25 protein-coding genes and 4 pseudogenes are annotated in these 20,159 nt (G+C 40.3%); 21 read left to right on the top strand and 8 right to left on the bottom strand.

All coding sequences use genetic code 11. From position 1 onward, the window contains the following. Window positions 1-28: 28 nt before the first annotated feature. Window positions 29-307 (top strand): annotated as a pseudogene (locus DWY63_RS05640) (response regulator); the annotation flags it as partial. A 10-nt stretch (window positions 308-317) separates the two neighbouring features. On the opposite strand, the gene DWY63_RS05635 reads toward DWY63_RS05640, so the two are convergent. From DWY63_RS05635 to DWY63_RS05605, 6 genes are all read right to left on the bottom strand, one after another. Continuing rightward, a complete protein-coding gene (locus DWY63_RS05635; protein ID WP_002604471.1) occupies window positions 318-1,991 on the bottom strand; it encodes a recombinase family protein in 1,674 nt (557 codons plus the stop codon). Between the two features lie 77 nt (window positions 1,992-2,068). Continuing rightward, on the bottom strand, window positions 2,069-2,242 hold the full coding sequence (locus DWY63_RS05630) for a transposon-encoded TnpW family protein (RefSeq protein ID WP_002604472.1): 174 nt from the start codon (window positions 2,240-2,242) through the stop codon (window positions 2,069-2,071). Window positions 2,243-2,700: 458 nt separating this feature from the next. Beyond that, window positions 2,701-2,943: a helix-turn-helix domain-containing protein gene (locus DWY63_RS05620; protein WP_002604473.1), complete on the bottom strand. Its 243-nt coding sequence runs from the start codon at window positions 2,941-2,943 to the stop codon at window positions 2,701-2,703. Then, window positions 2,927-3,364: a sigma-70 family RNA polymerase sigma factor gene (locus DWY63_RS05615; protein WP_002604474.1), complete on the bottom strand. Its 438-nt coding sequence runs from the start codon at window positions 3,362-3,364 to the stop codon at window positions 2,927-2,929. Before DWY63_RS05615 ends, DWY63_RS05620 begins: the two co-directional genes overlap by 17 nt. Window positions 3,365-3,837: 473 nt before the next feature. Continuing rightward, window positions 3,838-4,821: a 23S rRNA (adenine(2503)-C(2))-methyltransferase RlmN gene (gene rlmN, locus DWY63_RS05610; RefSeq protein ID WP_002584956.1), complete on the bottom strand. Its 984-nt coding sequence runs from the start codon at window positions 4,819-4,821 to the stop codon at window positions 3,838-3,840. A 16-nt stretch (window positions 4,822-4,837) separates the two neighbouring features. Then, on the bottom strand, window positions 4,838-5,023 hold the full coding sequence (locus tag DWY63_RS05605; RefSeq protein WP_003431289.1) for a cysteine-rich KTR domain-containing protein: 186 nt from the start codon (window positions 5,021-5,023) through the stop codon (window positions 4,838-4,840). Between the two features lie 398 nt (window positions 5,024-5,421). Between DWY63_RS05605 and DWY63_RS05600 the strand changes: the two genes are divergently transcribed. From DWY63_RS05600 to DWY63_RS19060, 3 genes are all read left to right on the top strand, one after another. Next, entirely contained in the window at window positions 5,422-5,778 is a 357-nt protein-coding gene (locus DWY63_RS05600) for a helix-turn-helix transcriptional regulator (protein WP_002584957.1), read from the top strand. A gap of 201 nt (window positions 5,779-5,979) precedes the next feature. After that, window positions 5,980-6,309, top strand: coding sequence for a plasmid mobilization protein (locus DWY63_RS05595; RefSeq protein ID WP_002584958.1), 330 nt, complete (start codon window positions 5,980-5,982; stop codon window positions 6,307-6,309). Beyond that, window positions 6,270-6,506 carry a relaxase/mobilization nuclease domain-containing protein gene (locus tag DWY63_RS19060; RefSeq protein WP_416386143.1) on the top strand — a complete coding sequence of 79 codons (237 nt, stop codon included), beginning with the start codon at window positions 6,270-6,272 and terminating at the stop codon, window positions 6,504-6,506. Before DWY63_RS05595 ends, DWY63_RS19060 begins: the two co-directional genes overlap by 40 nt. Here DWY63_RS19060 and DWY63_RS19055 read toward each other — a convergent pair. After that, window positions 6,467-6,571: pseudogene (locus DWY63_RS19055) on the bottom strand (DUF6061 family protein); the annotation flags it as partial. The gene DWY63_RS19060 and the pseudogene DWY63_RS19055 overlap by 40 nt on opposite strands. 713 nt (window positions 6,572-7,284) lie before the next feature. Between DWY63_RS19055 and DWY63_RS05580 the strand changes: the two are divergent. The 8 genes and pseudogenes from DWY63_RS05580 (at window position 7,285) to DWY63_RS05550 (ending at window position 12,676) form a co-directional block, all read left to right on the top strand. Beyond that, window positions 7,285-7,998 (top strand): lantibiotic protection ABC transporter ATP-binding protein, encoded by a 714-nt coding sequence (locus tag DWY63_RS05580; RefSeq protein ID WP_044999424.1) that lies wholly within the window; start codon window positions 7,285-7,287, stop codon window positions 7,996-7,998. Next, complete coding sequence (locus DWY63_RS05575; RefSeq protein WP_004853398.1) at window positions 7,991-8,722, top strand: lantibiotic immunity ABC transporter MutE/EpiE family permease subunit; 732 nt, start codon at window positions 7,991-7,993, stop codon at window positions 8,720-8,722. The genes DWY63_RS05580 and DWY63_RS05575 overlap by 8 nt, the downstream gene beginning before the upstream one ends. A gap of 1 nt (window position 8,723) precedes the next feature. After that, window positions 8,724-9,464 (top strand): lantibiotic immunity ABC transporter MutG family permease subunit, encoded by a 741-nt coding sequence (locus DWY63_RS05570; protein ID WP_055040007.1) that lies wholly within the window; start codon window positions 8,724-8,726, stop codon window positions 9,462-9,464. Window positions 9,465-9,478: 14 nt separating this feature from the next. Beyond that, the gene (locus DWY63_RS05565; protein WP_015512795.1) at window positions 9,479-10,141 is read left to right on the top strand and encodes a response regulator transcription factor; all 663 of its coding nucleotides are present in this window, start codon (window positions 9,479-9,481) and stop codon (window positions 10,139-10,141) included. After that, window positions 10,129-11,505, top strand: a complete 1,377-nt coding sequence (locus tag DWY63_RS05560; RefSeq protein ID WP_055267396.1) for a sensor histidine kinase — start codon at window positions 10,129-10,131, stop codon at window positions 11,503-11,505. Before DWY63_RS05565 ends, DWY63_RS05560 begins: the two co-directional genes overlap by 13 nt. A 112-nt stretch (window positions 11,506-11,617) precedes the next feature. Continuing rightward, a pseudogene (locus DWY63_RS18320) lies at window positions 11,618-11,713 on the top strand (DUF6462 family protein); the annotation flags it as partial. A gap of 308 nt (window positions 11,714-12,021) precedes the next feature. Then, the gene (locus DWY63_RS05555) at window positions 12,022-12,237 is read left to right on the top strand and encodes a hypothetical protein (protein ID WP_055221652.1); all 216 of its coding nucleotides are present in this window, start codon (window positions 12,022-12,024) and stop codon (window positions 12,235-12,237) included. Between the two features lie 22 nt (window positions 12,238-12,259). After that, the gene (locus DWY63_RS05550) at window positions 12,260-12,676 is read left to right on the top strand and encodes a hypothetical protein (RefSeq protein ID WP_117801561.1); all 417 of its coding nucleotides are present in this window, start codon (window positions 12,260-12,262) and stop codon (window positions 12,674-12,676) included. Between the two features lie 51 nt (window positions 12,677-12,727). Here DWY63_RS05550 and DWY63_RS05545 read toward each other — a convergent pair whose 3' ends face one another. Beyond that, window positions 12,728-13,243, bottom strand: a complete 516-nt coding sequence (locus tag DWY63_RS05545; protein WP_055182202.1) for a helix-turn-helix domain-containing protein — start codon at window positions 13,241-13,243, stop codon at window positions 12,728-12,730. Window positions 13,244-13,548: 305 nt separating this feature from the next. Here DWY63_RS05545 and DWY63_RS05540 point away from each other — a divergent pair, with 305 nt between their 5' ends. The 9 genes and pseudogenes from DWY63_RS05540 (at window position 13,549) to DWY63_RS05495 (ending at window position 19,853) form a co-directional block, all read left to right on the top strand. Continuing rightward, on the top strand, window positions 13,549-14,091 hold the full coding sequence (locus DWY63_RS05540; RefSeq protein ID WP_070103728.1) for a hypothetical protein: 543 nt from the start codon (window positions 13,549-13,551) through the stop codon (window positions 14,089-14,091). Between the two features lie 735 nt (window positions 14,092-14,826). Beyond that, the gene (locus DWY63_RS18315) at window positions 14,827-15,036 is read left to right on the top strand and encodes a DUF6219 family protein (protein WP_021737557.1); all 210 of its coding nucleotides are present in this window, start codon (window positions 14,827-14,829) and stop codon (window positions 15,034-15,036) included. 3 nt (window positions 15,037-15,039) lie between these two features. Beyond that, complete coding sequence (bcp, locus tag DWY63_RS05525; protein ID WP_117801560.1) at window positions 15,040-15,495, top strand: thioredoxin-dependent thiol peroxidase; 456 nt, start codon at window positions 15,040-15,042, stop codon at window positions 15,493-15,495. Continuing rightward, window positions 15,495-16,244, top strand: coding sequence for a peroxide stress protein YaaA (gene yaaA / locus DWY63_RS05520; RefSeq protein ID WP_055267392.1), 750 nt, complete (start codon window positions 15,495-15,497; stop codon window positions 16,242-16,244). Before bcp ends, yaaA begins: the two co-directional genes overlap by 1 nt. Before the next feature lie 127 nt (window positions 16,245-16,371). Beyond that, the gene (locus DWY63_RS05515) at window positions 16,372-16,779 is read left to right on the top strand and encodes a Fur family transcriptional regulator (protein ID WP_055225693.1); all 408 of its coding nucleotides are present in this window, start codon (window positions 16,372-16,374) and stop codon (window positions 16,777-16,779) included. Continuing rightward, window positions 16,772-17,404 (top strand): flavin reductase, encoded by a 633-nt coding sequence (locus tag DWY63_RS05510; RefSeq protein WP_117801559.1) that lies wholly within the window; start codon window positions 16,772-16,774, stop codon window positions 17,402-17,404. Before DWY63_RS05515 ends, DWY63_RS05510 begins: the two co-directional genes overlap by 8 nt. 5 nt (window positions 17,405-17,409) lie before the next feature. Further along, window positions 17,410-17,529, top strand: a pseudogene (locus DWY63_RS05505) (ferritin family protein); the annotation flags it as partial. 22 nt (window positions 17,530-17,551) lie between these two features. Then, on the top strand, window positions 17,552-18,265 hold the full coding sequence (locus DWY63_RS05500) for a metallophosphoesterase (protein ID WP_117510120.1): 714 nt from the start codon (window positions 17,552-17,554) through the stop codon (window positions 18,263-18,265). A 226-nt stretch (window positions 18,266-18,491) separates the two neighbouring features. Further along, complete coding sequence (locus tag DWY63_RS05495; protein ID WP_117801558.1) at window positions 18,492-19,853, top strand: MATE family efflux transporter; 1,362 nt, start codon at window positions 18,492-18,494, stop codon at window positions 19,851-19,853. Window positions 19,854-20,159 lie beyond the last annotated feature (306 nt).

Below are 20,159 nucleotides of genomic sequence, written 5' to 3'. Positions count from 1 at the left end.
TGGAAATATGAGCAAAGGAGTTGAAAATATGTCTGAAAAGATATTGATTATAGATGACGAGCAAGATATAGCGGATCTGTTGGAGGTCTACTTGAAAAACGAAAATTACGTCGTTTATAAATTTTACTGCGCAACGGATGCCATGTCGTGTATTGAAAGCGGCGACATTGATCTTGCCATTCTGGATATTATGCTCCCGGATATGAACGGCTTTTCACTTTGCCAGCTTATCCGAAAGAAATACACTTATCCAATCATAATGCTAACGGCTAAAATTGAGGAAACGGATAAAATAACGGGGCTGACATTTGCTGGGGTTAGATAGCGATACTTTTTACATCTACCATGTTGCGGCGGTCATGGTTGACAACTTGCGTCGGCTCCTGCTCGGTATCAACCTGTCCGACAAAGCTATAATGGATTTCGATTTTCCGGGTGTTGGTTTCCCGGTCTAATTCATGTATCAAAATACGGTCGATAAACTCATGGACGTTTTCATAGGTCAATTCCTGTATGTCGCTGTATTTCCCGACAATCTGAATAAACCTTGATATATCCCTTTTTCGCTCGGTAACGGTTGCGATCTGCTGTTGTAACTCGTCTATCCTTGCGGCAAGGGATTTCTTTTCGTCCTCATAGCCGGAAGTTAGAAACACAAACCGTTCATCTGTCAGTCTGCCTAATGCGTTGTCCTCATACAGCTTGCGGAAAAGCGTGTCAAGTTCGGTCATACGCGCCTGTGCTTTGAAAAGTTCCTTTTGCTGCTGCGCTAATGCCTTTCTCGCTTCCATGTCGCCGTACTCGGTAGCTTTACAGATAAAGTCCTGTTCGTGTTCCTTAACATACCGCAAAACCCGCCGCATATCTTCCAGCACTAAATCAAGAAGTACGTTTTTGCGGATATAATGAGAGGTACACTCGCTGCCTGTCCTTGCCCTGTTGCGCCATGCGCCGCAAGAATAGGAAAACTTGCGCGGCTCGATATTTACGCCCTGTTGGTAATACATCTTATGTCTGCAACCAGCGCAAAACAGCAAGCCGGAAAAAATATCAATCTCCGCTGCTTTTGTCGGGCGGTGGCGGGTAGCAATCCGCTTTTGCGCAAGTTCAAAGGTTTCCTCGTCAACAAGCGGCTCATGGGTGTTTGGGAAGAAATAGCGTTGTTCTTCTTCGTTCTTCCGGGTCTTTTTCGACTTGTAGGATACCTTGTGAGTTTTCGCGGTTATGGTATGCCCTAAATATTCCTGCCTTGCTAATATGTCATAGAGCGTTTTGTCCGGCCAAGTATAGGGGGCGATCATTGCCCGCTGATACCGCGCCTGTCCTGTACGCTGATAGCGCAACGCTCCAATCGTCAAGACTTTGTTTTCCGCAAGCCATTTTTGGATTTCGCACATACGCACGCCGCTAACAAACATAGCGAAAACCTGTTTGACAATCGGCGCGGTTTCCGGGTCGGGTATAAGGTGGTGGCGGTTGTTCGGGTCTGGGATATAGCCGTATGGATATTCCCCGTTGACGCGCTCGCCTTTTTGCGCCTGTGCCTGTTTAACTGCGCGGATTTTCTTGCTTGTGTCGCGGGCGTAAAACTCGTTAAACCAGTTCCGCAAGGGGGTAAACTCGTTATCCTCCCGCGCTGTGTCAACTCCGTCGTTGATCGCGATATAGCGTACTCCGTTTTCGGGAAATACAATCTCTATGAGTTCGCCCGTTTTCAGATAGTTTCTGCCAAGACGGGAAAGGTCTTTGGTAATGACCGTCGCCACTCGTCCGGCTTCCACTTCCTGCAACATCGCTTGCAGCCCCTCGCGCTCAAAACTCACGCCGGAAAATCCGTCGTCCACAAAAAACTTTGTGTTCAAAAAATGGTGTTCGTCCGCATAGCGTTGAAGTATCATTTTTTGGTGCTGTATGCTTCCGCTTTCTCCGGCTTGCATATCCTCTTGACTTAAACGGCAGTAAAGGGCGGTGATTTTATTCGACTGTAACATTAGTCCTCCTTTCCGACAGCCGAATAAACAGGTATAATGTGTTGCTATCATTATACCATATCCCGCCGCCTAATGCACTACTCGGACGCTAAAAATCCCGGATTTCCGGGCTTTTTCTGCAAATCCTTTACAATGAGTTTCTCAATCTTTTTATGGATTGTATCGGTTGCCTTTTCACTCGGCAACGCTTGAACAAGATAGGTGATTTTCCCTATTTTGCGTTCGGTTGTAATTGTCTGTTTTTTATCCATTAGAAAAACCTCCTTTTCCTGTATGGATAAACTATATTCGTCAAAAGGCAAAAACGGGCGGTTGTTAGCTGCAACCTCACGGGAGTTTCACCCCGGCCCATGCTTATGGGTGCGCCGCGCAATACTTTGAGGGTGTTCAACGCGGGAGTATCATTGTGCCGCCTTGTATGTCGTCGCCCACAAGCTGCTAAACCTGTTTTACGGCGCGGTAGTTCTCGCTCGGCTTTTCCCCTATGGGGAAAAGCTGTCATGGCGTACCCGCCGACTGGCTCGGTACAGACGGAATGTACCCGTTTGCCTGTTATGCTGCGCACCAAAGGCCGCTTTCTTTGTCAAAGAACAATAGGCTTTGTCGGCCTGCAAAAGCACATCAACAGCGGATATGCTTTTGCGGAACGACAAATAGCCCATAACGGGAAGCGTGGAAAGGGGACACGCTCCCCGCATGGGCTAAAAGATTATCCTACATGAAAAGCAAGGGTGCGGGTAATAAGGCGCACTTGCAGCCTGTTACGCATTTCCTCGTCCACATAGGAATAGGTATTGCCCGCGTCGTCTTTCAGCGTGCGGGTACAAAGTTTCGCTATGTAACCCTCGTAGTGCTTCAAGATCGCGCACATGGCGGTTGTGTCGCCGTTTGCCGCTGCGGAAATGACAGGGAACGGCAACAGATTTTCAGACTTCCTAACGGTATTCATCATCTGCTTTTCCCTCCAAATACTGTTTGATTTTCGCAAGCGCGGATTTCCTGTGCCGGAAAACCGTCGTGCGTACAACATTCAGCAGTTCGCCAATTTCCGCGTCGCTCATATCCAAGAAGTAGGACAAAAGGATAATGTCGCGTTTCCTTTCGGGCAAAGCGTTAAGGGCTTCGGCAAGCAGTTCATTTTTGACGAGTACATCAAAGCCGGACACTTGAAAACGGAAATAATCGCTTTCGTATTCGTCCGTTGTGAAAAGCTGCGCGAGTTCGCTTTCGCTCAAATCCGAAAAAGTAACTTCGCGTGCTGCGCGTTTCGCAAGAGTGCGGCGGTGGCTTTTCGCTTCGCCGACCAAAGTTTTCTTTGCTAATGCGTCGTACTGATGTTGTATTCTTTCCTTGTCGGAAGAAGATAGCTCCATAGAGTTCACCTCCTTCCCGCGTGGAGTAGAGGACGGGAGTTAAGGGCTTGTCCTCTCTGCCCCTTTCGCTCCGTACCCGTTCGGGAGATGGCTCTTGAGTGCGCTTTTCAGAAAAAAGTTGAAAAAAGCAAAATGCGCCCGTCCGCAAGACGCGGACGGGCGCAAAGGAAATGTAAGCAGTAGCTAAATGTATTGACAGTTCACATTCATAGCCGGAATATCCCGCTTGCGGAGCATAGCTTTTTTTGACCGCAAAGCATTAGGCGGGTTACAGTAAATAAAAATGGACACGGCGATACCTCCCCGATACCGCCGTATCCTTAAAAAAGGGCGACTTTAATACACTACCCGCAATCCATTCTATAATAGGGAACAGCGGCTTTTGCGCAATATTAAATAAAAAAGCCGATAACACATAGGTTTTTTGACCTAATGCGTTATCGGCTCTGCGTCTATGCGTCTGGCACTTTTAATCATTTTTTTTTGAATTTATTATATGTGTTAGCTAACTGTCCACAAGCCGCGTTAATCTCTCTGCCATGAGAAACTCTCATAGTAACTTCAAGTCCTGCTTGCTCTAATTGATGTTTGAATGCAACTATTTCCCGTTTCTGTGGTGCTTTAATTCTTGAATTGCTTGTTGGGTTGTATTGTAACACGTTAATCATAACTTTTTTGCCCCGAAACCATTTTGCAAGTTGTCTTACATCTGAGGGCCGGTCATTTATACCCGGTAAAAGCAAATACGCAAAGACAATTTTGCGATTATGCCTTTCAGAATAGGATAAGGCTTGCTTAACAACATCTTCAATAGCATATATGCGCATGTGAGGAATAATACGATTTCTTGCAGATTGTGTTGCTGCGTGTAAAGATATTGTCAACTGAATTTTAAGATGTTCCTCGCGCAATTTTTTTAATTGATCGACCGGACCAACTGTTGATATGGTAATGCCGTCGGTTGGAAAGTTGAGCCCATATCTATCTCGGAGAATATGGATTGCTTTTATCAAGTTGTCATAATTGAATAAAGGCTCTCCCATACCCATAAAAACGATACGGTTTACTTTTCGACGCAACAATATAATCTGTTGTACGATTTCTGACGATGTTAGATTACGAACAAAGCCATTTCGCCCGGACTCACAAAAAATACAACCAACAGGACAACCGACTTGTGTGCTCACGCAAACAGTTCCACCATCTCGCCGCTTGATAAAAACCGTTTCAATGTATTTGTTGTCTTTCAGTTCGTAAACATACTTTTCAGTATCACTGCTTTTGCAAATATTTTTTACCAACATTGATAGATTTTTTTTGCGTGGTAATTGCTTATATAATTCTTCATATAAGGCTTTTGCTTCATTCTCGCCAATAACTTCCGACATTTCTTTGTAAGTAAATCCGTATGGATCATTCCGTACTTCCGCAGGCGTATATTTAGGTAAACGTTTCATTTTTATATCCTTTCTTCTAAATAATAAAAGTTTGTTTTTCTGTATTTTTGATTACAATCTCTAATTTTTCTACATCAATGATATGCGTCAATTTGCATTTAGGGCAGAAAAGAGGAAAATCTTTTAATACAGTATTATGAAATACTTGAACTCTCGTCTTTCCGTTACAAATCGGACATTTTATCCAATATTTTTTAAGCATTATATTTCACTCGTCCTTTTTACACAAAAAAATGCAGGTCAATCCTCAACATGAGCATTGACCTGCATTTATAATGCACAGAGCAGTACAACAAAACTAAGGCATAGCTTGCACTATGTCTATACTATATCTATACGTCGTTAGTTTTTTGTATAGCATCCGCAAAATAAGCATGACAAAAAAGCCCATGTTGAAAATGGGAAAATCCTTTTTTTCAATGCTTATCTAATACGCATGCTATGCAACATAAACGCCACCTCCTTTTACATAAATTTTATTTTATCAGAAAATCAGTCTACTGTCAATACACAACAGGAAGTATTTAACCTAATGATATGAATTGTGTGGACATATCCAAAAAGAAAGGTGAACTGTAAAATGTAACAGGGTGAATGAAAATGGCAAAAAGACCCGTACCATTGTACGACTTTAAGGCTTTCGGGGCAGCTATAAAAGCCGCGAGAAATGAATACGGCGAGAGCCGCAAAAAGGTAAGCGACGAGTTATATATTTCCCCGCGCTACCTTGCGAATATCGAGAACAAGGGACAACAGCCGAGTTTACAGGTATTCTATGACCTTGTAACCCGGTATCATATTTCGGTAGATCAATTTTTCTTCCCGAACAGCAATGCGGAGAAATCCACCGGGCGGCGGCAGCTTGACGCGCTGCTGGACGGTATGAGCGATAAAGGCATACGGATTGTAACCGCAACAGCAAGGGAGATAACGGAAGTCGAAAAAGCAGAGGATTAACCTCACAATATGAGAAATCGGGAGATTGCAGCGCATGGCGGCTGCAATCTTTTTTTGCGTCCAAAATCAAAGGAACGCGCAACAAATACCGCCTTTCGGTGGGGGTATGGAGTAGATAGCAAGCACAGCAAACGAGTACCCGTTTGCGGAAAATGCTTGTTGGGATAATCCCAAACCCTTATACCGAAAGGCGGTGCGGAAATGGAAAACCGAAAGAGAAATATACAGATGAAGTTTTACGTTACGGAAGAAGAAAAGCGGCTGATCGACGAGAAGATGAAGCAGCTTCCCATAAAGCAGTATGGGGCATACTTCCGTAAAATGGCGATAGACGGGTATATTCTTGTCGTTGACCGAAGCGACACAAAAGCATATATCCGGGAACTGCAAGCGGTGAGCCGGAACATCAACCAAATTGCAAAACGCGCCAATGCGACGGGGACGGTTTACAGGCAGGATATAGAGGACATTAAAAAGGCGGTGGACGAGATATGGCGGTTACAAAGACGCACCCTATTAAATCAACCTTAAAGGCTGCGATAGACTATATCTTAAATCCCGAAAAGACAGACGGGAAGCTGCTTGCGTCCTCTTTCGGCTGCGGGCTGGAAACCGCCGATATTGAGTTTGCATGGACGCGGGAAGCTGCCGGAGATCGCGGCACACATTTAGGGCGGCACTTGATACAATCCTTTGCGGTGGGAGAACAGTCAATGCGGAGCATATAGCCAACAGAGGTGTAAACATCAATACTGTTGCGCTTGGGATTGTATTCTGCAAATATTGTTCTCATCGTATTAAATCTCCTTATCGTTAAATCAATCATTTGTTGCAAAAATCAGAAGCATTTCAATCAGTTCACAATGTCACTTTTATTTTGTGTTATACTGTTTTATATAATTTTCTTGCCCTTGTTTTTGCCCTTATCAGAGTTCGTAAACACTGGTGGGACGATATAACGCAAGGGAAACAATAAGGGAAAGCTCACCTGCGATAAACTTTGTGTTTTCAAGGGATTGAGAGATATTTGATAATAAAATATAACAGTTATTAAATCCCTTGGAATATATGAAATCTCAATTCCAGTTTGTAGGGCAGATAAGCTGTTTATTTGAGTAGAAAAAAGAATTACAATTAATAACGCCGGTGCGGGATTTTGATATCCAGTACCGGCGTTATTGATTCTACAGGGGCTTGGGGGTGTAGCCACCAAATATACTATTCGTTTTCTGCTTCGGCAAGTTTGTTAAGGATCCACTCCCGATTGATAACAATGTCCTCATCATCGCGGAGATCCTTGAAATCATTGCAGTGTGAAGAAGCAAATTCATACATATTGTCAATGTCAACTGCACCAGTGATCTTACCCTTATTAATGATGGTTTATTCCATACGAGAATAAAAATAGAGTAGACGAATTATTTAGCAATCTTCATCAAATCTTTATTTTTTTCTGTTAGGTTATATTTCAGTAAGAAATGAAATATGGAAGGAAGGATAGTAAAGATGGAAATGATGTTGCAGACACAAAATTTGTGTAAATATTTTAGAAAGCAGAAAGCGGTAAATAATGTTTCACTTAATATAGAAAAGAAACAGATTTATGGACTGCTTGGACCGAATGGTGCGGGAAAATCTACCACATTGAAAATGTTGACTGGTATGATGAAACCAACTGCAGGAAAGATTTACTTTGATGGAAAACTTTTGGATAGGAAAGATTTATCAAAAATAGGAGCGTTAATTGAGAATCCGCCTATTTATGAAAATCTTTCCGCCAGAGAGAATTTGAAGGTAAGACAATTATTGCTTGGTACAGATGAAAACAGAATTGATGAGGTCTTGCAGATTGTATCACTTACAAACACCGGAAAGAAGAAAGCAGGACAGTTTTCTTTGGGAATGAAGCAAAGACTAGGCATTGCAATGGCATTGCTTGGAGAACCGGAACTTTTGATATTGGATGAACCTACGAATGGATTAGATCCAATAGGAATCGAGGAATTACGAGAGCTGATCCGGTCTTTTCCGGAACAGGGAATCACTGTAATTCTCTCCAGTCATATTCTCTCAGAGGTACAGTTACTTGCAGATAAAGTCGGGATTATTTCAGGTGGAATCTTAGGATACGAAGGAGCATTAAAGCAGGGAGATAATCTTGAAGATTTGTTTATGAATGTGGTAAGAAAAAACCAGAAAGCAGGTGAAATCCATGGTTAATATTATAAAAGCAGAACATCAAAAAGCCAAAAGAACCATGCGAAAAAAGTTTATCTGGGGATTTCCTCTTCTTACATTTGTCATGGCATTTATATTTACTCTTGGGATGACAAATGCTTATGCAGAAAGTGTTTGGAACTGGTGGTATACACTTTTGCTGCCGGGGATGATTGCTCTATTTTGTTATCTTTCTGTGGCGCAGGAGAAAAAGATAAAATACTATCATTTAATGACTATTCCCACAGATAGAAGAAAATTGTTGCTGGGGAAAATTATTTATATTGGGTACATGATTTTGTTTTCTAATGTGATTGTGTTTGCAGGAGCAACGCTTGGAGGCTTTCTTCTAACGACACATGTTCCAGTTGGAGGAGCGTTGATTGCAGTATTGTTTCTGACGGTTTCTGAGTTATGGGAGATTCCGGTAGCTTTATTTTTAAGTGAACGATTTGGAATGATTGTAAACCTGTTCGTCTGCCTGTTTATTACCGTCAGCGGTGTGGTAATATCACAAACCAGAATCTGGTATGTACTTGTTTCTGCAATCCCTATGCGAATGATGTGCCCGTTGCTTCATGTTTTACCAAATGGACTTGCCGCAGAAGCAGGGAATCCTCTTTTGGATACGGGAGTCATTGTTCCGGGAATGTGTCTCTCAATCATCTGGTTTGTTTTTGTAACGGTTCTGTTTTTGAAATGGTTTGAGAGAAGAGAGGTGAAATAAGATGATTGGAAGATCTCTTAATGCAGACTTGCGAAAGATGAAAGGAACATCTGTGATTCTGGCACACTTACTGATTCCGATTATAACCAGCGTTATATTTTTAATATATTACTTTTTTTCACCATGGAATGAAAATATGAAAGTGATTGCATTTTATCAGGCAATAGGAGCAGGACTTCCGGTACTTATTGGAATTTTTACAGCAAGTGTGATGGAACAAGAACAAAATGCAGGTAATTTTCAAAACCTGTTGTCTTTACCGGATAAACCTGCAGCATTTTTATCGAAACTGTTGATGCTACTGGTTTTGTGTCTGTGCTCTATCCTATTGACAGCAATCATATTCGGAATTGGATTTGGAAGAATCGCATCAAGCGATATCGAAATCATGAAAGGATGTATATTTGCAGCATTGCTGCTGTGGGGAAGCAGTGTTCCACTTTATCTGTGGCAGCTGATTCTGGCTTTTCAGTTTGGAAAAGGGGTATCCATTGGAGCAGGGATTATATCAGGACTAATTAGTGCATTGATGCTTACCGGACTTGGAGATTATGTGTGGAAATATGTATTTGTCTGCTGGACGGGTAGAGTACCATATACTTATCTGCAATCTGTATTGGGAGAAACTAGTGTAGGTGAATGGTTGTCATTCATACCAGGTTGCTTAATATTTACAGGGATTAGTATGGTATACTATTTTTGGTGGGTAAACCACTGGGAAGGAAACAGAATATCGGAATAGAATCGAGGGAAACTATGGCAAAAATACTGGCAGTTGATGATGAACCGGCAATTTTGGAAATGATAGAAAGCATTTTGAATAAGGATGGACATCTGGTTACCAAAGTAAGTAATCCACTAAAAATTAATATGGAAGAATTACATCGTTATGACCTGATTTTACTGGACATTATGATGCCTGGAATTGATGGCTTCGAATTATGCAAAAGAATCAGGGCACTTGTGGATTGTCCGATTTTGTTTCTTACGGCAAAAACGGAGGAAAACAGTCTGGTAAACGGACTTTCTTTAGGAGCAGATGATTATATTTCAAAGCCATTTGGAGTGATGGAACTTCGGGCAAGGATCAATGCACATCTTAGAAGAGAGCACAGGGAACATTCTGTCCGGATGGTTTTAGGGAGAGTCTGCATTCAGATGTCTCAAAAGAAACTGTTGATGGATGATAAAGAACTTCCGTTTACGAAAGCAGAGTACGAAATCTGTGAATTTCTGGCTAAAAACAGAGGACAGGTTTTCTCGAAGGAACAGATATTGGAAGCGGTCTTTGGCTTTGACAATGAGAGTAATGACAGTACTATAATCACGCATATCAAAAATATAAGAGCAAAATTTGCGGATTATGATTATATGCCGATAAAAACAGTCTGGGGGATTGGATATAAATGGGAAGAGTAAAGAGAAGCAATGCACTCAGCAGGATTTTTATGAGATATGTACTGGTCATGCTTGGATCATTAGTTGGTTTGGTGATTGTTGCTTATCTGCTGCTGTGCCTTTTGATTAGTGTGGGCTGTATTTATCCGGCAAATTATGCAGAGCAAAAGATTAATGAAGCATATGATACGATTCTACGTGCAGATAAAGTGACTGCTGAGATGATTCCCGCACTTTGTGATTATGTAATCTTTTCAGAGAATGGAGAGAAAATAGGTGGAGATCTGTCAGAACAATACGAACAGATAGCATGGAATGTTGCAAAGTACGGAAACGCATCCGGGAAATATTTTTATAAAGTAATTGTAAGGGAAAATGAATATGTTGTATTGCAATATCGCCTGACACCTCAATATCATTCAGCTTTTTTGAGGGAGCATTTTATAGGACCACAGAATGTGATGAGTATTATGTCAGTGATTGGAGCGGTAGCGATTATCATCATTCCGTCCATACGTTTTGGAAAAAGAATCAAAAAGCAGATGCAGCCTGTATTAGACGCAATCAGACAAATAAAGGATCAAAATCTGGAATATGAGACATCCTGTTCCGGTATCAAAGAGTTTGATGACTGTTTATCGGCAATCGATGATATGCGAGATGCATTGCGAGAATCTTTAGAAAAGCAGTGGAAAACAGAGCAGGAAAAGAAACAACAGATGTCTGCTTTGGCGCATGATATTAAAACACCTCTTACGATTGTACGGGGAAATGCAGAACTACTTTCAGAGACTGAACTGACCACAGAACAGAAGAATAATATCACTTATGTTTTGAACGGCACAACACAGATACAAAGTTATGTAAAACAGTTGATAGATGTCACAAAATCATGGAATTGCAGTGATGTTACCTATACAACGGTGAGGTTAGAAGATTTTTTCGCAGATATAAAGGAACAGGCACTCGGACTGGTAGAAATCTATCACCAGAAAATAGATTGGAAGGCGGGACAAAGTGATAAAAAGGTAACGATTGCTTATGATCCAATGTTCCGAGCCGTAATGAATGTGATTCAGAATGCAGTGGAGCATACAAAAGAAAATGGAATCATTTATATTGACGCAAAGGAGCAGGATGGCCGGCTGACATTCATTGTGGAGGATAGCGGATCAGGATTTACAAAAGAAGCATTATTGCATGGCACAGAGCAGTTTTTTATGGATGACACAAGTAGAAATGGCGAAGCCCATTATGGAATGGGACTATTTTTTGCAAAAACTGTGGCTGAAAAATATGGTGGAGGTATTAAACTTTCAAATTCTGAAAATACAGGTGGGGCGAGGGTAGAAATATTTTTCCTGAGTAGTCAAGAAACAAGCTAAATGAAAAGTCTAATCCCCCAGCATAGCTGGGGGATTAGACTTTTCATTTATACGGATATTCGCAAACTACAAGATAAAGCCAAAACTTCATATACTCTAACAGTTAGCGAAAGATGCCAGAGCAGTATACCATGTCAAACGAATTGTGTTAGTTAATCTGGATCTTATTGATGAATATCTGGAAGCATTCCGTGATGAAGAATTTTGATGAAAGAACAGGAGGAACAACTATTCCTCGAAAATTGAGAATTACATATGTTCAATTCTTTGTATTAGGTATATATTTTGAAAAGTTATCCGGTTATACTGACAATATCAAAAGGCAGAACTGTTAGAATGAGGTGAGCAGATGGATACAGCACAGAGAATAAGGATAATTCGGATGATTGAAAAAATAGAGAAGAACCCAGAATTCAGTAGTAAAATCGGTGTGAGAAATACATCTGAGTTTATATCAAGTAAACAATCAAAAAAATGAATGATTCAAATCATAACAGGAGTCAGAAGGAGTAGAATATGTTATCGTTATTATTTGCTATATGCATGATCTGGTTTATTGGAAAATTTTTTATATTTGGTGTAAAAGCATCCTGGGGAATCTTAAAGCTGCTCTGTACAGTTGTATTTTTCCCGGTGATTTTGATAGGAATGGTTGTTGGCGGACTGATTTATATTGCACTTCCATTGTTGATCATCGGCGGAATCATTGCACTTATATCATCTAACTCATAAAAATACGAGGAGGGAAGAAATTATGGGATATGATATAGAAAAAGAGAAACGAGAAGCGATTGAAGCAGGACAACGTGCGTTAAGTAGTCTTCGGACAGCAAAAGAGAACCTGAACAGTGCAAAGAATTGGGGCTTGGTGGATATGTTTGGCGGTGGATTCTTTTCTACGATGTTGAAACACTCCAAGATGGATCAGGCCAGACAAAATATGGAACAGGCGAAATATGATCTTCGTAATTTCAGTAGGGAATTAAATGATGTGAACATGGCTTGTAATTTAAACATCAATACTGGAGACTTCTTATCCTTTGCAGATTATTTTTTTGATGGATTTGTTGTGGATTGGATGGTGCAGGATCGAATCAATAATGCCAGACATCAGGTGGAAGAAGCTATCCGCAAAACGGAATACATCATAAACCAGTTACAGCATATGTAAAGGAAAGAGGCAGTGAACCATAAATAGGTTCGCTGCCTTGTTTTTTCATACTTATTTCTGTTTCTTTTTTTCTTCTCTGAGCAATTCGATGTTTAGTCCCTGCTCTCCGGCTGTTTTATCAACCCAGAGATTCAGAGAATCTATTGCCAGAGAAATTTCATCCAGTTTGTTACTGATAAAAGCAAAATCCTTGATCTCATCATCACTGATCTTACCGTCACGGGCAATCTGGATCAGACGTGTGGTAAGAGGATTAATCTCATTCAGACTGGCAATGGTTTCCAGGATTATATTGGACAAGTCAGAAACTTCGACTTCCGGGACATAACGGTGACCGATTTCGCATTTATGAGAGCAGTAATAATTGCAGAGATCTGGTCGCCCGTAAGCGTCTGCCATCTGGATAATATCATAAGGTGTAGGTTCCTGCATTTCATATTCAAATTTTTCAATTTTAGAATCAGAAACAGCAGTCATTTTTTCGCTGGCTTCTAATCTGGTAAGACCGGCTTCTTCCCGGCAAATCTGATAAATTGTTTTATTTTCTCTTGTAGATTGTTTCCCCATGAGAATAACCTCCCCGTATATCGCCGAACATGAGAATTATCAGGTGTTAAGTCCACATGCTGTGCGTGTATTTTCTTTATAGATTTTATTATACTTGAAGCATCAGTAAACAACAAGTGCATTGTTGATACGGAATTATGAAAGGAAGAAAAACATGAGGAAAACTAGAAGTGATTGTAGAGTAGGAACATTTGAAAAGAAGCATGGTCTTCCACCGGGGACTATTAGAAACAAAAATGGAAGAGATACCAGAAGTGACAAAAAAATTGGCACCATTCGCAAAGAAGCAAAGTAGGAACATAATCATGGAAAAGAAAATAAGAAAAAGATATCATTCAGAAGAAGCTGTAAAAAAAGCGTTAAAAATTGAATCATTTCGAAATTTAACAAAGGATAAAGTGATGGAGTTTACATCTATGATTCCATATATGGAAAAGGAAGTGGCGCTTGAAATAATAAAGCAGTTCCCAGTATATGTAGAGTTTGTGGAATCAGCAATAGAAAATTATACACAGTTATGCAAAACAATTTTAGAAACAAATAAAGAAGAATATGAACAAGCAGTTCATGCACATCAGTATGTTCTTGAGACCTTCGCAAATCAGCTGGAACAAGAAAACTTAACAGAGGAGGAAAGAAGGGAATTTTCTGAAAAAATGATGGAAGAAGCTGATAAAATAACGGAATTATATTTACAGCAGCAGAAATTTCATGAGCGAGTGTTCAAGACGATTGGGGGAGTTGTAACATTAGCTTTGGGAGTGACGGTAACAATGTTAGGTTTAAAAGCAATTGGTAGCGATGAAGATTTACCTCAACTAGATGATGAGAATCAGAATGTTGCATAATAGCTTTATCTATAATTGAAAACAACAAGATGGAAAGGCTCAGGAAAAAGTATTCTGGGCCTTTTGTCTTAGAAGGATAGCAGTATAAAAGAGCAGGGATTTTTATACCCCACCTATTGATATACACTGTAACCATCAAAGAAGATTAAATCATAAAATTCAAAGAAATGGAGGAGTTGGCAATGAAAGGTTTTAACACTGGTGATGGTTACATGGGATTGGAGACTGTGAGAAAAAGTCTGTAACACTTTTTCTATGCGAACTCTACAAAAATATTAGAAGAATAACGTATGCAAAACTTCCTGTTTGCCAACTTGCCCTTTGAGAGAGGAAAAATCCTTTTCTCAAAGGGCTTTTTTGTTTATACGGATATTCGCAAACTTACAAGATAAAGCTAAAACTTCATATACTCTAAGCACAAGGAGGTTGAGGTTTATGAGCCAAACAGCACAGTGTCTAAGGCATATAAGCCACGAACCTGGTATACATTCTGCCAAATGGGAACAATGACGCAGGGTATCTGTAAATTAAAAAATAATGAAAAGAAGAATAAAAAAATACAACACGAAAGGATGCGTCAAGGTAATGCAAGAATTATCGTGATACATCCTTTTGTATTTGGATTGAGTATTTTTCTTTCCCTGCTTGTCAAAAGTAATGGATGGAATGTATAATATTGTTAATGATCCAGAGATATTTATTTTGGAAACAGCTTAATCAATTTGGAGGTATAAAATGAAAGCACATAAGTATTGGTCAATCGGAGCGTTAATTACTATGATTGGAACTTTTTATACTGGATATAAAGGATCCAAATCAGGTCATAGGTATTTTGCGTGTAGCACTCTTATATGTATGATCATGTCTATGTATACGGGACATAAAATGATTTCAGGTAATAAAAGAACAAGAAAACAGGTGGAAAATACAAAAGCGGAGGAATAGTAAATGTTAGAGTTAGGAAAAAAAGCACCGGACTTTGAATTGCCGGATCAGAATGGAGAAATGCATAAATTAAGCGATTATGCAGGAAAAAAAGTGATCTTATATTTTTATCCAAAGGATAATACACCAGGATGTACGAAGCAGGCATGTGGCTTTTCTGAGCGTTATCCACAGTTTACTGAGAAGGGAGCTGTTATTCTCGGAGTAAGCAAGGACTCTGTAGCGTCTCACAAGAGATTTGAAGAAAAATACGGACTGGCATTTACGCTATTAGCAGATCCGGAGCGTAAAGTTATTGAAGCATATGATGTCTGGAAAGAAAAGAAAAATTATGGAAAAGTATCTATGGGTGTAGTAAGAACTACATATCTTATTGATGAGCATGGAATCATTATAAAGGCAAATGATAAAGTCAAGGCGGCAGATGATCCTGAAAATATGCTTAAGGAATTGGCATAATGAAGATTATTTTATCACCTGCAAAAAAGATGATTGTAGATACCGATAACTTAGCACCGGTTGAACTGCCTGTCTATATTGATAAGACAGCAGAAGTATTAAACTGGATGAAAAGCAAATCAAAAGAAGAACTGAAAGCTATCTGGAAATGTAATGACAAGATTGCAGAGCAGAACTTTAACAGATTGGAAAATATGGATCTTTATAACAGGCTTACTCCGGCTGTTTTAGCATATGAAGGGATTGCATTTCAATATATGGCACCATCTGTGTTTGAAATCCAGCAGTTTGAGTATTTGCAAAATCATTTAAGAATCTTGTCCGCGTTTTATGGCATTTTAAAACCAATGGATGGTGTGACTCCTTATCGTCTTGAAATGCAGGCAAAGGTTGGAATTGGAGATGCAAAAAATCTGTATGAGTACTGGGGAGAATTGTTATACCGCTCAATAATCGATGACAGGAGGATTATCATTAATCTTGCATCAAAAGAATACTCAAAATGTATAGAAAAGTATCTGACATCACAGGACAGATATATTACGATTGTATTTTGTGAGTTATCCGGAGATAAATTGGTAACAAAAGGTACCTATGCCAAGATGGCTCGTGGTGAAATGGTCAGATTCATAGCGGAAAATAATATTGAAAATCCGGTGGAGATTCAGAAATTTGACAGACTCGGATATTCGTTTAGGTCTGATTTATCTTCAGATTCAGAATATGTATTTGAACGCAAAATAAAATAGTTATTCAGGTAAAAGATGCTCAGTTTGGCAGTTTTTGTAATAATGAGAATTATTACTATTTTTATTGATAGCAGGATGATGGTGGTATATAATCCTTATTAAGAACTAATCCTAATAAGGAGGACGAATGACAAGTAGGAGAAATACCATTCAAAAAGATCTCGTAAGAAATACCGTATACGAAATGAGAAGACACGTTACGGCAAATGAAGTGTATGAATTTATAAAAGAAGCATATCCAACAATTGGAAAAGGAACTGTATATAGAAATCTTGATATATTGGTAGAGGAAGGTGCATTAAGAAAGGTTGAAGTTCCGAATGGACCGAACCGATTTGATTTTACATTGAAAAATCATTACCATGTAAGATGTATAAAGTGCGGTGAAATTTTTGATGTGGATATGGATCAAATACCGGATTTACTGGAAAGAATTCATAACACTCATGGAATTGAATTTGTGGATTATGATATTTCATTTAAAGGCATTTGCCCGAAATGCAGGGAGAAGGTAAAGGAGGAACAGCATGGATAGGAAAGCAATGTATAAGTTGAGTTATGGACTGTTTATATTGACCGCTAAAGAAGCAGAAAAAGATAACGGATGCGTCATTAATACAGCCATTCAGGCAGCTTCGGAACCAAACCAGTTAAGTATCTGTGTAAATAAGGCAAATTATACGCATGATATGATTCAAAGAACCGGAAAATTTACTGTATCAGTTTTAAGTCAGAAGGCACAATTTGAATTGTTCAAACATTTTGGCTTCCAATCAGGAAGGGATACCAATAAGTTTGAAGCATTTGAGCAGTGTGCCAGGGGCACAAATGGTATTTATTATATTACAGAAGGTACAAATGCATACATTTCTGTGACAGTTACTAAAACAGAGGACTTGGGTTCACATACGATGTTTATCGGTGAGATAACCGATATGGAAGTTTTAAGCAATGTTCCTTCAGTAACATATGATTATTATCAGAATAATATTAAGCCTAAGCCACAGGAGGTTGGAAAAACAGAGGACAGTCAGACAATATGGCGTTGCAGAATTTGCGGATATGAATATGTAGGCGAGGAATTACCAGATGACTTTATATGTCCTTTGTGCAAGCACCCGGCATCAGATTTTGAAAAAGCAGTAAAGAAACGGAGGTAAAAGAGATGGCGGCAAACGAATATGCAGGAACACAGACAGAGAAGAATTTACAGGAGGCATTTGCAGGGGAATCACAGGCAAGAAATAAGTATACCTATTTTGCTTCTGTAGCGAAAAAGGAAGGTTAGTATAAGAAGGTATGATGGTATGAAGATATTAGTAATTCCTGATGTTCATCTTAAACCGCAGATGTTTAAACAGGCTACAGCTCTTATGCATCAGGGAATTGCCGATCGAGCGGTATGTCTGATGGACATCCCTGATGATTGGGACAAGCAATATAATGTCGGACTTTATGAAGAAACTTATGATGAGGCTGTTCGGTTTGCAAAAGCATTTCCGGAAACAGCCTGGTGCTACGGGAATCACGATTTGAGTTATCTGTGGCATTGTCTGGAGAGCGGTTATAGCTCCATGGCTTCAATGACAGTGCAAAGAAAGTTGTTGGATTTGCGAGAGGCTGTTCCAGAAGATAATCCCATTAAATATGTTCAGAGAATAGACAATGTTCTCTTTTCTCATGGAGGCGTACTGAATTTCTTTGTAGAGGAATATGTTCCGCGAGCAAAATATAATGATGTGGATGCTGTGCTAGAGACGATTAATCAGCTCGGAAGAATCGAGATGTGGAATGATGCATCGCCGATCTGGCTGAGACCACAGCATTCAAAAATGAGATTATATAAGCCACGTAAGTTGTTGCAGGTTGTAGGTCATACACCTATGGATGCAATTACGAAAGAGGGAAATCTGATTAGCACGGATGTGTTTTCAACTTACAGAGATGGAAAGCCAATTGGAACAGAGGAGTTCCTCTTGCTCGATACAGTGACATGGGAATACTGCGGAATTAAGATGTAGAATCCGATACGTAATTGGATGCATATTATGTCTGCGTCTCAAATACGCTGCTTCTTTTTCATACTCTGTAATGGAAAACCAACGAAAATCTCTTTTTACCTCAAAAGAAAGTAATAGCCACCAAAAATATCGGAAAAACTTTGTGAAAAAATAGAATTGTGTTTCGCAAGGGTCCCCTGTAAAATAGCGGCAGGAGGAAAAGAGAGAAAAGGAGCTTCTTAATCTTATGGGAACAAATGAAAAGAATATGACTGCGGGATCCCCCGGAAAACTGATCATAACGTTTGCCATACCACTGATGCTCGGAAATATTTTCCAGCAGTTTTATACGATGGCGGACACCATGATTGTTGGCCAGGTGGTAGGAGTAGAAGCGTTGGCGGCAGTAGGCGCCGGAGACTGGCTGGTCTGGCTGGTGCTGGGCATCATGACAGGTATCACACAGGGCTTTTCGATTCTTGTATCGCAGTACTATGGAGCAGGGGAAAAGGAAAATCTGAAATGTGCGGTGGCGAAAAGCTATATTATGACAGCATTACTGTCTGTGATTGTACTCGCAGTAAGTGAAGGAGCAGTTTATCACGTTCTTTTATTTTTGCAGACACCGGATAATGTTATTGATCTGACGATGCTATATTTACGGCTGATTTTTGCGGGAGTCCCGATTATAGCTGCCTATAATATCTTTGCGGCGATCCTGAGGGCACTTGGAAACAGCAGATCTCCATTGATTGCAATGACCGTGGCAGCAGTGATCAATGTGGGACTTGACTTGCTGTTTGTGGCAGTTTTTGGCTGGGGCGTAGCCGGAGCAGCCATAGCGACCGTTATTGCACAGGGATTTTCAGCCTTGTACTGTCTGCTTGTATTACGGAAAATCAGGGATATCCGACTGGAAAAGGAGGATTTTTACAGGCAGCCGTCTATGAGTCTGCGGCTTTTGAAGCTGGGGACTCCTCTTGCCATACAGAACGTGATCATTTCTGTGGGAGGACTTACGGTGCAGTATGTGATCAATGGCTTTGGCTTTCTGTTTGTAGCCGGATTTACGGCAACGAACAAGCTGTATGGAATTTTGGAGATGGCAGCCGTTTCCTATGGATATGCGATTACAACGTATGTAGGGCAGAATCTTGGCGCAAAGAAATATCAGAGAATCCGAAAAGGTGTGCGCAGCGGTACGTATATGGCAGTGCTCACTTCTGTTTTCATTTCCGGTATGATGGTGCTGATTGGGCGTAATATATTGTCTCTGTTTGTATCCGGTGAACCGGAGCAGATCCGACAGGTGTTAGATATTGCATATAAGTATTTGTTTATCATGGCTGTCTTTTTGTGGATACTGTATTTGCTGCATGTGTATCGTTCCGCGATCCAGGGGCTGGGCAATACTTTGATTCCGCTTGCCAGCGGCATTGCGGAATTTGTGATGCGTGTCAGCGTTGCGCTGCTGCTGCCGAAATGGATCGGCGAAGAGGGAATATACTATGCCGAGATCTGTGCATGGAGCAGTGCAGCTGTTTTACTGATCATAAGCTATATGATTCTGATGCGAAAATATAAAGATGCTAAAACGTCAGAAAGCTGATGCAGTCTCGCCTGCAAGAGGATTTTAGAGCTCTTACCCCGCTTAAAGCATAAGTAAGAAATAATACAAAAAAAGCAGTGCTGCAGAACGCAAACTACAGGAAACAGATTGGAAGGCGTACCCGAGGTACGACGAAAATCTGTCATGCAGTAATTTGCGCTCTGTGGGACTGCTTTTTTGCATGATTCTTGGAGTTTTGGGGAATTACGACAAGAAATAACCAAAAATTTCAATAACTAATCCAAAAATATTCTATTTTTTTTCAGACCGCTTGTGATTATAATGAATTCATCAGCTAGGAACGAA

The organism is Blautia sp. AF26-2, assembly GCF_003460955.1.
Taxonomy (GTDB): Bacteria; Bacillota; Clostridia; order Lachnospirales; family Lachnospiraceae; genus Fusicatenibacter; species Fusicatenibacter saccharivorans.
The sequence above is the reverse complement of the archived record's forward strand: the minus strand, read 5'-3'. Positions and strand labels throughout refer to the sequence as shown.